The organism is Peribacillus sp. TH16 (assembly GCF_016651095.1).
Taxonomy (GTDB): domain Bacteria; phylum Bacillota; class Bacilli; order Bacillales; family DSM-1321; genus Peribacillus; species Peribacillus butanolivorans.
The window spans coordinates 2,662,040-2,677,040 of sequence record NZ_JAEKEM010000009.1 but is presented as its reverse complement, the minus strand read 5'-3'; the positions used below and the strand labels follow the sequence as shown (position 1 = coordinate 2,677,040).

16 protein-coding genes are annotated in these 15,001 nt (G+C 41.1%); all 16 read left to right on the top strand.

Annotated elements, in window-relative coordinates; all coding sequences use genetic code 11:
• Window positions 1-22 precede the first annotated feature (22 nt).
• The 16 genes from JFV29_RS26930 (at window position 23) to JFV29_RS26855 (ending at window position 14,969) form a co-directional block, all read left to right on the top strand.
• Window positions 23-883, top strand: a complete 861-nt coding sequence (locus JFV29_RS26930; protein WP_201187476.1) for a F0F1 ATP synthase subunit gamma — start codon at window positions 23-25, stop codon at window positions 881-883.
• An 88-nt stretch (window positions 884-971) separates the two neighbouring features.
• Window positions 972-2,369 carry a F0F1 ATP synthase subunit beta gene (gene atpD, locus JFV29_RS26925; protein ID WP_201187474.1) on the top strand — a complete coding sequence of 466 codons (1,398 nt, stop codon included), beginning with the start codon at window positions 972-974 and terminating at the stop codon, window positions 2,367-2,369.
• 25 nt (window positions 2,370-2,394) lie between these two features.
• Window positions 2,395-2,796: a F0F1 ATP synthase subunit epsilon gene (locus JFV29_RS26920; RefSeq protein ID WP_201187472.1), complete on the top strand. Its 402-nt coding sequence runs from the start codon at window positions 2,395-2,397 to the stop codon at window positions 2,794-2,796.
• A 406-nt stretch (window positions 2,797-3,202) separates the two neighbouring features.
• Entirely contained in the window at window positions 3,203-3,577 is a 375-nt protein-coding gene (locus JFV29_RS26915) for an NADH-quinone oxidoreductase subunit A (protein ID WP_201187470.1), read from the top strand.
• 26 nt (window positions 3,578-3,603) lie between these two features.
• Window positions 3,604-4,080, top strand: coding sequence for a NuoB/complex I 20 kDa subunit family protein (locus JFV29_RS26910; protein WP_176527554.1), 477 nt, complete (start codon window positions 3,604-3,606; stop codon window positions 4,078-4,080).
• Complete coding sequence (locus JFV29_RS26905) at window positions 4,081-5,304, top strand: NADH-quinone oxidoreductase subunit C (protein WP_201187468.1); 1,224 nt, start codon at window positions 4,081-4,083, stop codon at window positions 5,302-5,304. It begins immediately after the preceding gene.
• A gap of 4 nt (window positions 5,305-5,308) precedes the next feature.
• Window positions 5,309-6,409 carry an NADH-quinone oxidoreductase subunit D gene (locus tag JFV29_RS26900; protein WP_098177153.1) on the top strand — a complete coding sequence of 367 codons (1,101 nt, stop codon included), beginning with the start codon at window positions 5,309-5,311 and terminating at the stop codon, window positions 6,407-6,409.
• Window positions 6,410-7,417 carry an NADH-quinone oxidoreductase subunit NuoH gene (nuoH, locus tag JFV29_RS26895; RefSeq protein WP_053348493.1) on the top strand — a complete coding sequence of 336 codons (1,008 nt, stop codon included), beginning with the start codon at window positions 6,410-6,412 and terminating at the stop codon, window positions 7,415-7,417.
• A 35-nt stretch (window positions 7,418-7,452) separates the two neighbouring features.
• Window positions 7,453-7,872: an NADH-quinone oxidoreductase subunit NuoI gene (gene nuoI, locus JFV29_RS26890; protein WP_053348494.1), complete on the top strand. Its 420-nt coding sequence runs from the start codon at window positions 7,453-7,455 to the stop codon at window positions 7,870-7,872.
• A complete protein-coding gene (locus JFV29_RS26885) occupies window positions 7,869-8,393 on the top strand; it encodes an NADH-quinone oxidoreductase subunit J (protein WP_201187466.1) in 525 nt (174 codons plus the stop codon). Before nuoI ends, JFV29_RS26885 begins: the two co-directional genes overlap by 4 nt.
• Window positions 8,390-8,704, top strand: a complete 315-nt coding sequence (nuoK, locus tag JFV29_RS26880; RefSeq protein ID WP_056524221.1) for an NADH-quinone oxidoreductase subunit NuoK — start codon at window positions 8,390-8,392, stop codon at window positions 8,702-8,704. Before JFV29_RS26885 ends, nuoK begins: the two co-directional genes overlap by 4 nt.
• A 34-nt stretch (window positions 8,705-8,738) precedes the next feature.
• Window positions 8,739-10,610 (top strand): NADH-quinone oxidoreductase subunit L, encoded by a 1,872-nt coding sequence (gene nuoL / locus JFV29_RS26875; RefSeq protein ID WP_201187464.1) that lies wholly within the window; start codon window positions 8,739-8,741, stop codon window positions 10,608-10,610.
• Window positions 10,607-12,130, top strand: a complete 1,524-nt coding sequence (locus JFV29_RS26870; protein ID WP_201187462.1) for a complex I subunit 4 family protein — start codon at window positions 10,607-10,609, stop codon at window positions 12,128-12,130. The genes nuoL and JFV29_RS26870 overlap by 4 nt, the downstream gene beginning before the upstream one ends.
• A 3-nt stretch (window positions 12,131-12,133) precedes the next feature.
• Window positions 12,134-13,660 carry an NADH-quinone oxidoreductase subunit NuoN gene (gene nuoN, locus JFV29_RS26865; RefSeq protein WP_201187460.1) on the top strand — a complete coding sequence of 509 codons (1,527 nt, stop codon included), beginning with the start codon at window positions 12,134-12,136 and terminating at the stop codon, window positions 13,658-13,660.
• Window positions 13,661-13,809: 149 nt separating this feature from the next.
• Window positions 13,810-14,052, top strand: a complete 243-nt coding sequence (locus tag JFV29_RS26860; protein WP_053348500.1) for a DUF1146 family protein — start codon at window positions 13,810-13,812, stop codon at window positions 14,050-14,052.
• A gap of 167 nt (window positions 14,053-14,219) precedes the next feature.
• A complete protein-coding gene (locus tag JFV29_RS26855; protein ID WP_201187458.1) occupies window positions 14,220-14,969 on the top strand; it encodes a YwmB family TATA-box binding protein in 750 nt (249 codons plus the stop codon).
• Window positions 14,970-15,001 lie beyond the last annotated feature (32 nt).

Sequence of the window (15,001 nt, the reverse complement as noted above, 5' to 3'; positions counted from 1 at the left end):
TTATAAAGGGTGGTGAGAATGAATGGCCTCTTTACGCGATATTAAGTCTCGGATTACTTCAACGAAAAAGACGAGTCAAATTACAAAAGCGATGCAGATGGTATCTGCTTCTAAAATGAACCGTGCAGAAGCGAATGCTAAAGCATATGTTCCATATATGGAAAAAATTCAAGAAGTAGTATCAAGTATTGCGAACGGAAGTACGGATGCATCTCATCCAATGCTTGTCTCACGTCCAGTAAAGAAAACCGGTTACCTGGTAATCACATCGGACCGAGGATTGGCAGGAGCCTACAACAGTAGTATCCTACGCCACGTTCATAAAACTATTCTTGAACGCCATAAATCCAATGATGAGTTCGTCATTATCGCAATCGGAAGGGTTGGCCGTGATTTCTTTGTCAGCCGTAATATGCACGTAGAGCTTGAAGTAATTGGTGTTCCTGATCAGCCGTCTTTCGCTGACATTAGCTCCCTTGCTAAATCAACAGTGAATTTGTATCTAAATGAACTGTGTGATGAGCTTTATATGTACTATAACCATTATGTCAGCCCAATCCAGCAGGATGTAACGGAAAAGCAAGTCCTTCCGTTAGCTGACTTTAATACTTCCAATGCAGCATTGACTTCTTATGAATTTGAACCTAATGCAGAAGAAATTCTTGAGGTATTACTACCTCAGTACGCAGAAAGTTTAATTTATGGTGCTTTGTTAGATGGTAAAGCAAGTGAGCACTCTGCACGTATGACTGCAATGAAAAATGCAACCGATAATGCAAAAGAATTGATCGATTCACTTTCATTGCAATATAACCGTGCACGTCAGGCCGCAATTACTCAAGAAATCACGGAAATTGTCGGCGGTGCAGCAGCTTTAGAATAAAATCATTAAAGGGGCGGCCGGCCCGGACGATATGCTGGCCGTTCCATAAATTTGATAGTCGTTATAAGCAACGTTAGGAGGGAAAACGATGAATATAGGACGCGTTACTCAAGTTATGGGTCCGGTTGTTGACGTGAAATTCGAAGACGGACAACTTCCTAAGATCTATAACGCGTTAAGAATCGAAAATACAGCGTCTGGTACAGGACTAACTCTTGAAGTAGCCCTTCAACTAGGTGATAATACAGTTCGTACTGTAGCAATGTCTTCCACGGATGGTTTAACTCGTGGTGCAGAGACTGTTGATACAGGAGCTCCAATTTCCGTTCCTGTAGGTGAAGTAACTCTAGGTCGCGTTTTCAACGTATTAGGGGAAAATATTGACCTATTTGAACCACTTACAGCAGAAGTACGTCGTGATCCAATTCACAGACAAGCACCAACTTTTGAGGACTTATCAACATCAGTTGAAATTCTTGAAACTGGTATTAAAGTAGTAGATTTACTTGCACCTTACATCAAAGGTGGTAAAATCGGTCTCTTCGGTGGTGCCGGTGTTGGTAAAACTGTACTTATCCAAGAACTTATTAATAACATCGCACAAGAGCACGGCGGTATCTCAGTATTCGCTGGTGTAGGTGAGCGTACTCGTGAAGGAAATGACCTTTTCTACGAGATGACTGATTCTGGTGTTATTAAGAAAACAGCTATGGTATTCGGACAAATGAACGAGCCACCAGGTGCACGTATGCGTGTAGCTTTAAGTGGTTTGACAATGGCTGAATATTTCCGTGACGAACAAGGACAAGACGTTCTTTTCTTCATCGATAACATCTTCCGTTTCACTCAAGCAGGTTCAGAGGTTTCTGCCCTTCTAGGCCGTATGCCTTCAGCGGTAGGTTACCAACCAACCCTTGCTACAGAAATGGGTCAATTACAAGAACGTATCACATCAACTAATAAAGGTTCTGTTACATCTATTCAAGCGATCTATGTACCTGCCGATGACTATACGGATCCGGCTCCAGCTACAACTTTCGCTCACTTAGATGCAACAACTAACCTTGAGCGTAAACTTTCTGAAATGGGTATCTACCCAGCAGTTGATCCATTGGCTTCTTCTTCTCGTGCTCTTAGCCCAGAAGTCGTTGGAGCTGAGCACTATAAAGTAGCTCGTCAAGTTCAATCAACTTTACAGAAATATAAAGAACTTCAAGATATTATTGCGATCTTGGGTATGGACGAGTTAAGCGAAGACGAAAAAGTAATCGTTGCTCGTGCCCGTAGAATTCAAAACTTCTTGTCACAAAACTTCCACGTGGCTGAACAATTCACTGGTCAAAAAGGATCTTATGTACCAGTTAAAGAAACAGTCCAAGGATTCAAAGATATCCTAGCTGGAAAATACGACGAACTTCCTGAAGATGCTTTCCGTCTAGTTGGTCGCATCGAAGAAGTTATTGCTAAAGCAAAAGAAATGGCTTAATTAAAGGGACCTAGGAGGGAATGAAATGAAGACCATTAAAGTCAATGTTGTTACTCCCGATGGCCCAGTATATGATGCAGAAGTTGAAATGGTAAGCACTAAAGCTAAAAGTGGTGAGCTGGGAATTATGGCTGGACACGTTCCAACTGTAGCTCCTCTTACCATCGGTGCTGTCCGTCTTAAAAATGGAAGCAACACAGACTATGTAGCTGTAAACGGTGGCTTCTTAGAAGTTCGCCCTGATGTGGTAACCATTTTAGCTCAATCTGCTGAAAGAGCTGAAACTATCGATCTTGCACGCGCTCAAGCAGCAAAAGCACGTGCGGAACAAAGATTGCAGAACAATGATGGATCAAATGATGCCAAAAGAGCTGATTTATCGCTTAAACGTGCTATCAATCGGATTCAAATTGCAGAAATGCGATAATTTTATATAATCAAAACACCAGGACTTTCTAATTGCAGAGAGTCCTGGTGTTTTTTATTTTAGGCATGCAATCTAAACTGCCTTTAAAAGAGCTTATTATTATACAAACTCATAATTTCTGCATTTGAACGTCGAAATATGAAAAAATCTGCTGAAAGTTCATAAAAAATATCGAATTATAGTGTAAAGTATTTTCCATATTAACCCTTACTTCATCGACATACTAATTTCTGGATGATATAATGTATACGCTTACATTTATTACTTCTTGCCCCCTCGTTGTCACGTTACTTCTAAAAAATTGTAGCACTGCATAAATATTTAAAACAAGATTCCAATAAAAAAGAAGACAAGCAAGTTAAAAATACACCTATTAAACATGATTTCTCTATAAAGGGAGATGGACATGGGACAGCTGCATATTTACCAAAATAACTATTTAATTGTATTTGTTTTTCTTAGTCTTGGCATTTTACTACCTTTAGTCGCATTATTTCTTGGAAGACTGCTTAGACCATACAAACCGAATGATATGAAATACACGACTTATGAAAGTGGGATCGAGCCTTTTCAGGATTCAAGAGTTCAGTTCAATGTCAGGTATTATTTATTTGGCTTGATGTTCGTCATTTTTGATGTAGAAACTGTTTTCCTTTACCCATGGGCAGTAGCTTACGACGAGCTGGGGCTGTTTGCGCTAATTGAAATGTTATTTTTCGTCCTTATCCTTTTATTAGGACTAATCTACGCTTGGAAAAAGAAGGTGTTAAAGTGGAATTAAAATTAGACGACCTTACTCCTGCAGAAATGGAAGAATTGCGTCACAGTATTTTTTTATCCACACTTGAACAAGTAAAGGCCTGGGCAAGAAGTAATTCCCTATGGCCAATGACTTTTGGTTTAGCATGCTGTGCGATTGAAATGATGGGAGTGGGTTCCTCTCATTATGATTTGGACCGTTTTGGTTCTTTTTTCCGGACATCACCTAGACAATCGGATGTCATGATTGTTTCTGGCACTGTAACGAAAAAAATGGCTCCGATAATAAGGAGATTGTACGACCAAATGCCAGAGCCGAAATGGGTTATTGCTATGGGGTCTTGTGCAACTGCAGGAGGACCATATGTGCGATCATATTCGGTTGTCAAAGGGGTAGATCAAATAGTACCTGTTGATGTTTATATCCCTGGGTGCCCCCCAAACCCGGCAGCACTTATTTATGGTATTAATAAATTAAAAGAAAAAATCCGTTACGAAGCGAAAACTGGAAAGCGGGTGATATAGATGAGTGAAGAGCAGGATTTAGCGCAACAAAAGAAAGAGGCAGCTGCAAAGGCAAAAGCCGCAGCTTTAGCCCGAAGACAGTCAAAAGAAAGTGTTACAGAAGAACGGGAAGGAAATATGAATGTAGCGAAACAAAAAGCCGCCGCAGCTGCAAAGGCAAAAGCAGTTGCTATAGCCCGAAGGCAGTCAAAAGAAAGTGTTACAGGAGAACCGGAAGGAAATATGGATGTAGCGAAACAAAAAGCCGCCGCAGCTGCAAAGGCAAAAGCAGTTGCTATAGCCCGAAGGCAGTCAAAAGAAAGTGTTACAGGAGAACCGGAAGGAAATATGGATGTAGCGAAACAAAAAGCCGCCGCAGCTGCAAAGGCAAAAGCCGCCGCTCTCGCCCGAAAACAATCAAAAGAAAGTGGAATAGAAGAATCGGAAAGAAGTATGGATGTAGCGAAACAAAAAGCCGCCGCAGCTGCAAAGGCAAAAGCCGCCGCTCTCGCCCGAAAACAATCAAAAGAAAGTGGAATAGAAGAATCGGAAAGAAGTATGGATGTAGCGAAACAAAAAGCCGCCGCTGCTGCAAAGGCAAAAGCTGCTGCTCTCGCCAAAAGAAAGGAATTAGTGGGCAAAGAAGAGGATCCAGAAAAAGCAAAGGCTAAGGCCATTTCTGCTGCAAAAGCGAAAGCCGCCGCGGCTGCAAAGACCAGGGCTAGAGTAGAGGAGAGTACAGAAGTTCACACCCCAGATGAACCTTCACCAAACCAATCAATACTCGATCAAATTGTTCAGGCTATTGAAAGGAATTTGGGACAAGGTGCTCTAACAGATTACTATATTAATAACCTATCAAAAGATGTTCCCACATTAGTTGCTAAACCAGATACATATTTTCAAATAGCTAAAATTTTACGATATGATGAACAGTTGAACTTTCACTATTTATCAGAACTGCATGGAACAGATTTTGAAACTCATATGGAAATCTATGTTCACCTATATTCATTTAATACGAATCATTCGGCTGCCTTGAAAGTGAAGCTGGATAGGGATTCTCCAGTTGTTCCTTCATTAGTCCCTTTATGGTCGGGGGCAAATTGGCCTGAATGTGAGGCCTACGATTTACTCGGTATCCTCTTTCAGGGACACCCTGATTTAAAGCGGATTTTACTTGGTGAGGATTGGATTGGGTATCCTCTTCGAAAAGATTATCAGCCTTATGATGTGGAGGTGTAACCCAATGTTACGGACGGAAGAAATGCTTCTCAATGTCGGGCCACAGCATCCGAGTACACATGGTGTTTTTCGGCTTGTCATCAAAATCGATGGTGAAATAATAAAAGAGGCTACACCTGTCATAGGGTATCTACATCGCGGTACGGAAAAATTAGCGGAAGATCTACAATATACTCAGATTATTCCCTATACCGACCGACTGGATTATCTGGCCGCTATGACAAATAATTATGTGCTTTGTCATGCTGTTGAAACAATGATGGGGGTTGAAATCCCCGACAGGGCTGAGTATTTGCGGGTAATCGCAATGGAGTTAGGCAGAGTTGCGAGTCACCTTGTTTGGTGGGGAACGTATTTGCTTGATATTGGAGCGACGAGCCCCTTTTTATATGCTTTTCGTGAACGTGAAATGATCGTTAACTTATTGACTGAATTGTCAGGTGCACGACTTACATTTAATTATATGCGGGTCGGAGGTGTGAAATGGGATGCTCCTGAAGACTGGATTGAAAAGGTGGCAGAGTTTGTTCCTTATATGAGGGAGCAGCTAGCTGGTTACCATGAGCTGGTAACAGGGAATGAAATCTTCGTGAACCGAGTTAAGGGAGTGGGCACCTATTCGAAGGAAGAAGCGCTTCAGTACTCACTAAGCGGTGCAAACTTAAGGTGTACAGGTGTAAAATGGGATTTAAGAAAAAATGAACCATATTCTATTTATAACAGGTTTCAATTTAATATTCCTACCCGAGAAGAAGGCGATGCTTTTTCACGCTATCACTGCAGGATGGAGGAAATTGAAGAATCATTGAAAATCCTTGAGCAGGCGGTTGAGCAGTTTCCAGCCGAAGGACCAATCATTGCTAAGGTCCCGAAAATAATAAAGGTACCAAAAGGCGAGGCCTTTGTCCGAATTGAATCACCAAGAGGGGAAATCGGCTGTTATATCGCAAGCGAGGGAAAAAAGGAGCCGTACCGGTTAAAATTCCGCCGACCTTCATTTTATAATCTGCAAATTCTTCCAAAGTTACTGGAAGGGGAAAATATGGCGAACTTGATAACGATACTAGGTGCCATCGATATTGTATTAGGGGAGGTGGATGGATAAATGATCCAGGATTTGCTTCAATCCACGCCAAGTCTACTGAATTTTGGCATCTTTTTTGGCTTGGCTGTGCTGCTCCTATTTGTTGTTTTAGGGTTTGTCACCTATGGTATTCTTTCTGAACGAAAAATCATGGGGTTCATGCAGTTGCGGGTGGGGCCAAATCAGATTGGTGGTAAATGGGGGCTTTTGCAGACCGTTGCCGATGTTTTGAAGCTTTTAATCAAGGAAGATACAATCCCAAAAAAAGCCGATAAGCCGCTTTATATATTGGCACCGGTAATCGCCTTTGCTCCAGCTTTCATGGTCCTTGCTACATTGCCATTTACCGATGCATTTCAATTTGCCGATATAGGTGTCGGACTATTGTATTATATGGCGGTTTCCGGTATTACGACGATTGGTATCGTCACGGCAGGCTGGGCATCCAACAATAAATACTCTTTGATTGGCGGAATGCGGGCGGCAGCGCAAATGATATCGTATGAAATTCCGCTCGTGATGTCGTTAGTGGGGATAGTCCTGTTGACAGGGAGCTTAAACTTAAATGATATAGTCGCTGCACAGGAGAAGGTTTGGTTCATTTTTCTTCAACCAATTGCGTTTATAGTTTTTTTTATTGCATCGGTAGCTGAGTTGAACAGGGTCCCTTTTGATCTTCCGGAAGCGGAATCTGAACTCGTTTCGGGTTATCATGTTGAATACTCTGGATTTCGCTGGGCGTTCTTTATGTTGTCGGAATATGTGTATATGTTTGCAATGGCTACATTAACCACTGTATTATTTTTAGGGGGATGGAATTCTATACCGTTTCTGGATTTTATTCCGGCAGCTGTCTGGTTTGGACTGAAGTTTAGTGCTGTGTTTTATGTATTGGTTTGGATTCGTGTAACCTTTCCGCGTATAAGGGCCGACCAATTGATGGAGTTCGGCTGGAAAGTACTGCTGCCGATTGCGTTAGCTAATATATTTTTAACTGCACTTTTAAAAGAATTATTTAAACTTTTTTAAAAAACTTTAAGCTAATCAGAAAGCGAGGGGTTAATATGCTTGGCTTAGCAAAAGGTTTAACCTATACGTTGAAGAACTTGACACGGAAAAAAGTGACCTACGACTACCCAAATGAGCCGCTGCCGCTCCCTGATCGATTCCGTGGAATACAAAAATTCTATCCTGAGAAGTGCATTGTATGCAATCAATGTGTGACGATTTGTCCAACAGATTGTATACAATTAACAGGGAAAAAGCATCCGGACCAAACAAAAAAAGGTAAAATCATCGATACGTATGACATCAATTTTGAGATATGTATTTTGTGTGATCTATGTACGGAGGTTTGCCCTACTGAAGCGATAGTGATGACGAATCAATTTGAACTGGCGGAATACAGCCGTGAACAGTTATTTAAAAATCTGGAGTGGCTGGATGAAAATGATGAAAATATCCGGAAGGTGAATAAAGTATGAGTTTGTCCGGTGAATTAATTGCATTTTTGGGTTTGGCATTCGTCGCCATATTAGGCGGTGTGCTGCTAATTACGTTAACAAAAGTGGTACACATGGTAATTGCCCTTGTCTTTACATTTCTAAGCATTGCAGGCATTTATATGCTGCTCTCGGCAGAATTTGTGGCAGTCGTACAAATCTTAATCTATTCTGGGGCAATTACGATCGTGATGTTGTTTGGAATAATGCTGACTAAACATCAAGAACGCGAAGAACCGTCAAAAGGGAGGTGGGGAAAATTCTCTTTGCTGCTAGCGGTTGCTGGATTTGCTGTGGCAGTTTATCTAGGTATTTACAATCTGCATATACCTGTTCAGCCAACGACCTTGCATGAGGAAAATACGAAACAAATTGGCATTGAGCTGTTTTCCAAATATGTGATTCCATTTGAAGTGATGTCTGTTCTCCTGCTTGTTGCTTTAGTAGGTGCCATTGTGTTAGCAAAAAAAGACGATAAGGATGAGGAGGGAGATCAATTATGACAGGAGTTCCCTTGTCGGCTTATCTGGTATTGGCACTAGTTTTATTTTGTATTGGACTGTATGGCGCATTGGTAAAAAGAAATGCGGTCATTGTTTTGATTTCCATTGAGCTGATGCTGAACGCTGCGAATATCAATTTGGTTGCTTTCAGTAAATTTGGAGTAACGCCATCCATTACTGGTCAAGTGTTTTCATTATTTACAATTACAATTGCTGCAGCCGAGGCAGCTGTTGGGCTGGCCATATTAATGGCCCTTTATCGTAATCGTAAGACGGTCAATGTTGATGAAATGGATTCAATGAAGCATTGAAGGTTTATATAAATGAAGAAGGGGATTTGATACGATGATGGAGAATGCTTGGCTCATACCGATCTTCCCACTCGTCACGTTTCTGGTTCTGCTTCTATCAGGCAGGAGATGGCGAGAACAAGGAGCCTATATAGGAATATTATTAACGCTAGCTTCGTTTATTTTATCGCTGCTTGTCTTGATAGAACGGTTTAAAGAACCTACTTATAAAGTAACGATAGATTGGCTTTCCATCGGTGGGACGCAACTTACGGCAGGATTTGAAATCAATCAGCTTAATGCCTTGATGCTCGTGATTGTTTCACTTGTTAGCCTGCTTGTCCAGATTTACTCGAAGGGGTACATGTACGGTGAAGAGCGATTCTCCATTTTCTATGCATACCTTGGTTTCTTCACCTTTGCAATGCTTGGGCTTGTCATGGCACCCAATTTATTGCAACTCTATTTCTTCTGGGAATTGGTCGGGGTTGGATCCTTCCTATTGATTGGGTTTTACTTTTATAAACAAGAAGCAAAGAAGGCAGCGAAGAAGGCCTTTATTATGACCAGAATAGGTGATGTAGGGCTTTTAATTGGCATTATTCTACTATTCTGGGAAACTGGTAGCTTTGAATATGGAGAGATCTTTCAAGCTGTTCAAGCTGGCGAGATTTCAGTTGGAAGGTTGACGTTGATTGGTGTTCTGATTTTTATCGGTGCGGTTGGGAAATCGGGACAGTTTCCTCTTCACACTTGGCTTCCTGATGCAATGGAAGGTCCGACTCCTGTATCTGCACTGATTCACGCAGCAACTATGGTTGCAGCAGGAGTTTACTTGGTAGCCACTATGTTTCCGTTGTTTCTGGCAAGTGTTACAGCAATGCACGTCGTAGCAGTAACGGGTGGATTTACAGCCATCTTTGCCGCAAGCATTGCTCTTGTGCAAAAGGATGTTAAGCGTGTGCTAGCCTATTCGACGATCTCCCAACTTGGCTTTATGATGCTAGCTTTAGGTACGGCTGGATATGTAGCAGGGGTGTTTCATTTAATGACTCATGCTTTTTTTAAAGCATTGCTGTTTTTAGCAGCAGGAAGTGTAATTCATGCTATACATACACAGAACATAGAAAAAATGGGTGGGTTATGGAAAAGGTTGAATTGGACAGGACCGCTTTTCTTGATTGGAACTTTGGCGATATCGGGGTTTCCCTTGCTGTCAGGGTTTTTCAGTAAAGATGAAATTCTCATGTCAGCCTGGGAGCATGGGGATTATCTCCTATTTACACTTGCGGTGATTACATCTTTTTTAACCGCATTTTATATGTTCCGCCTGTTTTTCATGATATTTGCAGGAGAATCACAAAGTCCAGTTAATCAGGTTAAGGAATCACCTTTAATCATGTTACTTCCTATGTTTATTTTGGCGTTGCTTGCTGTGATTAGTGGATATATTCAAACCCCATGGTTCGGAACATTCCTTGGTGATTGGCTAGTCGAAGGAAATGAAACGCTGCTTGGTGCTAGCCATAATGAGGGACCAGTGTGGATTATGTTTATGGCCGTGTTTGTATCGCTTGCTGGCATATTACTTGCTTATATGATGTACGCTAAAAAGAAGATACCCCGGGACTGGCTCTTCAAAGAGAACTCCAAATTATATAAAGTTTTAGATAATAAGTATTTTATTGATGAGATTTACTTTTTTACAGTAGGCTATGCAATTAAGGTCTTTAGTTTATTTCTTTCTTATATTGAAAAGTTCATTGTCGGGGGATTGATCTCAACAGTAACAAGTTCAATAGAGGGGCTAGGGAAAATAGGGTCTAAACTGCAAACAGGACAGGTGCAGCAGTATGGCATGATCGCCTTTCTTGGGCTCGCGGTACTATTGGTCATCTTTGCGTTAACAGGGGGGTATTTAAGATGAATGTCTATTTGCTCTCACTATTAGTGTTTTCTCCGCTACTTGGCATTGTAATGGTTGCCATTATGCCGAAAAAAGAGGAAAGGACAATCAAGCAATTCGGTTTTTTTGGAACACTGCCTCCCCTTATTCTCTCGTTATTTCTATTTAGTCAATATTATTCGGGTGTGGCACTCTCTTCCTTTGATACCAAGATGAATTGGATCCGATTTGGAAATTTGGCGATGTATGACCCTAAATTGTTTACCGTTAATTTTGAATTGGGTCTGGATGGGTTAAGTCTCATCTTTATATTACTGACAACAATCGTTTCGTCGTTAGCAGCGATGGCTTCTATTTATATAAAACAAGAGTGGAAAGGGTATTACCTTTTATTTTTTATTTTAGAGATTGGTATGCTCGGTGTCTTTACAGCAGAAAACTTAATTCTTTTTTTCATCTTTTTTGAAATGACTTTGATTCCGACTTTCTTTTTAATTGGGAGATGGGGATTTTTAGAGAAGGAGAAAGCAGCTTATAGTTTCCTAATTTATAATGGCATTGGTTCGGCGGTTTTATTGGTGGCTATTTTGATTTTGTTTGCCCGGACAGGAACGACGAATATTGCGGCTTTGTCTCAGATGATGACGATGGGCGGCGTCTCGCTCTTTGCACCAATTTCCGGTTCGATGAAGTATGGATTATGTTTGGCCTTCATCATAGCTTTTGCGATTAAGCTGCCCGTATTTCCCTTCCACAGCTGGATGGTGCGGGTTCATGCCGAGGCACCGCCCTCCATTGTTATGATTCATGCAGGTGTCCTTTTGAAAATAGGGGCATACGGAATCATCCGGTTTGGAATGGGGATTTTCCCGGAACAATATAAAAGCCTGGCCTTTATCGTTGTACTTTTTGGAGTCCTAAGCTTGTTGTATGGTGCATTTTTAGCGTTAGTGCAAACGGATTTCAAGCTCGTTTTAGCATATTCCTCGGTTTCGCATATGGGAATCGTTATGATGGGGCTGGGGGCCTTGAACGAATCGGGTATTCAGGGAGCCATCTTTCAAGTTATCTCACATGGATTAATTGCTGCTTTGTTGTTTTTCTTGGTTGCCGTGTTGTATGAGCGTACGGGTACAACCATGTTTAATAAACTTGGCGGCTTGACAAAGTCGATGCCAATATTTTCTGGACTTTTGTTAGCCGGCGGGATGGCTTCCCTCGGTTTGCCTGGGATGTCTGGCTTCATCAGTGAATTTATGGTATTTCTCGGCTTATTCAAGAGTCAGCCATTGTTTGGGGCAATCGGAGCTCTGGGACTTGTTTTAACGGCTGTCTATATGCTGAGAGCGGTCCTGATGATAACGTTTGGTAAAAGTAATAGCTTGGTAGAGAAAGAGAAACATGACCTTAAGGGGCTGGAGTTTGTGCCAACCGTGGTACTCCTCGGGTTGATTATATCGGTTGGGGTGTACCCAAATCTATTAGGCGGGCCTCTTCAAGAAACGATTGATGCCATGATGCTAGCGCTAGGGGGGCGATGAAGGATGGATTGGAACACAATGCTTTCTTACAATTGGGGAGCGATGATGCCAGAATTCATCATCCTTGGAACGGCCATGATTCTTTCGATATTGGATTTATTCTGGCCAAAGCATTTTAATCGAAGGAAACTTGCATGGCTCGCGTTAACCGGAATTATTCTGGCATTTTTGTCACTGATTAGCTTATTTTCCTATGAGACTGTAAGCATCTTATCCGATACATTTCGTTTAGATTCATTTGCAAAAGCATTTAAGCTAATCTTATTATTCGGAGCGGGTCTTGTCATCCTCCTTGCTGAAAGCTACGAGCCCCAAGAGGGATTGCAGGAGCATCGCGGGGAATTTTATTATCTGTTCCTGACCGCATTGCTTGGGGCGATGATCATGACCTCAAGCGGTGATATGATAACCTTGTTTGTTGGACTAGAGCTACTTTCACTTTCTTCTTATATATTAGTAGGAATACGTAAACATAATCGAAAGTCTAATGAAGCGTCTATGAAATATGTGATTAACGGCGGTATTTCCACGGCAATCACTTTGTTCGGAATGAGCTATTTATATGGAGTGACCGGTTCGGTAAATCTAGGGGAGATGAGCCGGACGATGGCCGCTATGACGGATGGTCAGCTGCAATACATTATGGGTCTCGCTTTCTTCATGGTTTTTGTTGGTTTATCCTTTAAGATTGCTGCTGCTCCGTTTCATATGTGGGCGCCGGATGTCTATGAGGGAGCACCTACTCCTGTTGTTGCCTTTTTAAGTGTCATCTCGAAAACTGCAGGATTCGTCATTATCCTGCGCATCTTCCTTTCACTGTTTCTAACCGCTCCCGGTGATACATTCGGAGCACTCGACTTTTTGGAAAAAAATAATATCTATATAGCTTTTGTGGCAGGTTTGACAATCATTATTGGAAATGTAATTGCATTAAGACAACAAAACTTAAAACGGTTATTTGCCTTTTCTAGTATCGCCCATGCCGGTTACCTCCTTATAGCGGTAGCGACAATGGGCGGTGGCTACTTCTTGATGGATACAGTCTGGTTTTACTTACTGGCATATTTACTAATGAATATCGGCGTATTTGCGGTCATTCAACTGCTTTCCAGTCAAAGTGGCTCAGAGGACATAAGTATTGTGGCAGGGCTTGGGGGGAGATCTCCTTACCTTGCCATAGCATTTACTGTCTTTATCCTCTCGTTAGCTGGAATTCCTGGAACGACAGGGTTCATCGGCAAACTGAATATTTTTCTTGGAACATTCATTACTGAACCTGGACATTATGTCCTTGCAGGGATCATGATTGCAGGTACAATTGTGTCCTATGTGTATTATTTTGGATTATTGGTTCAAGTCTTTTTCCGCCCCATTCATTCAGACAAGGTAATTAAAATTCGATCCGGTCTGTCCACCGTTATAATTATTTGTCTAGTAGGCACCATCCTTTTCGGGATAGTTCCAAATATAGCCTTGGATTTTCTCCATAATCAATTTGGGGATTTTACAGACTTTATTTCGAGTGAATGATATAATGCCTGTATTAGAGGCTTGTTCCATTGGATCAAGCCTCTATTTACAGTTTCAAAAAGATATTTTGCAATTCTTCCTTTTATATTCCAAATTCGAAGGGGTTTTGTGTTAGAATAGAAGACGGGTGTCTTTTAGGAGGTATGTACATGTTTTCAACAATGGGACAGCAGGCTTTAACAGGAATAATTGCACACTTGTTTTTCATTGCAGTTACCTGGTGGGCTTTACAGGCATTACACTTTGATAAAATTTTAAGATCCAATTCAGTCATCAAGGCCAGGGTTTTATATATTTTATTAACGGTTGCCATTGGTTCAGTTGTTAGTAATTTCTTCCTTGACTACCTGGGATTTGCGAACCAACTCCCATATATGTTTAGTGATGATTAATAAGCTGTAAGGCTCTGCTTATAGCAAAATATGATTCTACTCTTGTATTCGCCATACTTCCCCTGCTATTAATAATATCAGGTAGTGAGGTGTCACCAATTGTCGGAAAACACGAAGTATGAACTCTCTCCTTGTGGAAAGAATGTATAAAAGGGGAGGGATTTAACATGCATAATTGGAACAAAAAAATGTTAACATACATAGTATTTCTTGGTTTGATGGTGATTTTAATTGGGAATAGAACGATTGTGGCAGAAAGTAAAACCGATATAGTCAAGTTGGTGGAACTGCTACAACAGGATAAGGATTTAAACATAGGAGAATGGTCTGTATATGCTAGAGAAATAAATAAAGAGATTGCAACTAAACAAGATTTTGAAAGAGAAGTATCAGTTTTAAAACAAAAATACCCTCAATTTCAATGGTACCGGGAAGATGATGCTTCCGGCTGGAAGGCTGAGGCGTTAATTCACAATGTCGATTCAGGTCTAACCGAGTCTATTAAAATAATGACAACGGAAGAGAAATTTGATAAAGTTACCTATGTTATTTACGAAGTGAAGGGGCAAAAGTGGAGAAAAGCTAATTCAGCCTTCTTTACAACAACGTTCCAGAACAGGGTGAATGACCTATTTATAGGAACTCCTTCAATTTTTTCTTGTATAAAAGGGTCTATCAATGATAATATGGATTCGGTTTTAAACTCTAAAACTGAAGATCTGTTAGATATGTTCCAAGCAAGGGAAATTGAGAGTGTGCATGAAACAAACTTTACATCTATATCTGCACATTCAACATTGTTTAAACAACCTTTGACAAAAGAAAAATTAAATTTGCAGTTTGGGCTACGGACAGAAGGATTGGGTGACAGAACGAACTTTGTAGTTGGCACACCAATCATAACGTTTGAATATTAATATAGAGAAAATGGACGCGGAGGGGAATACTT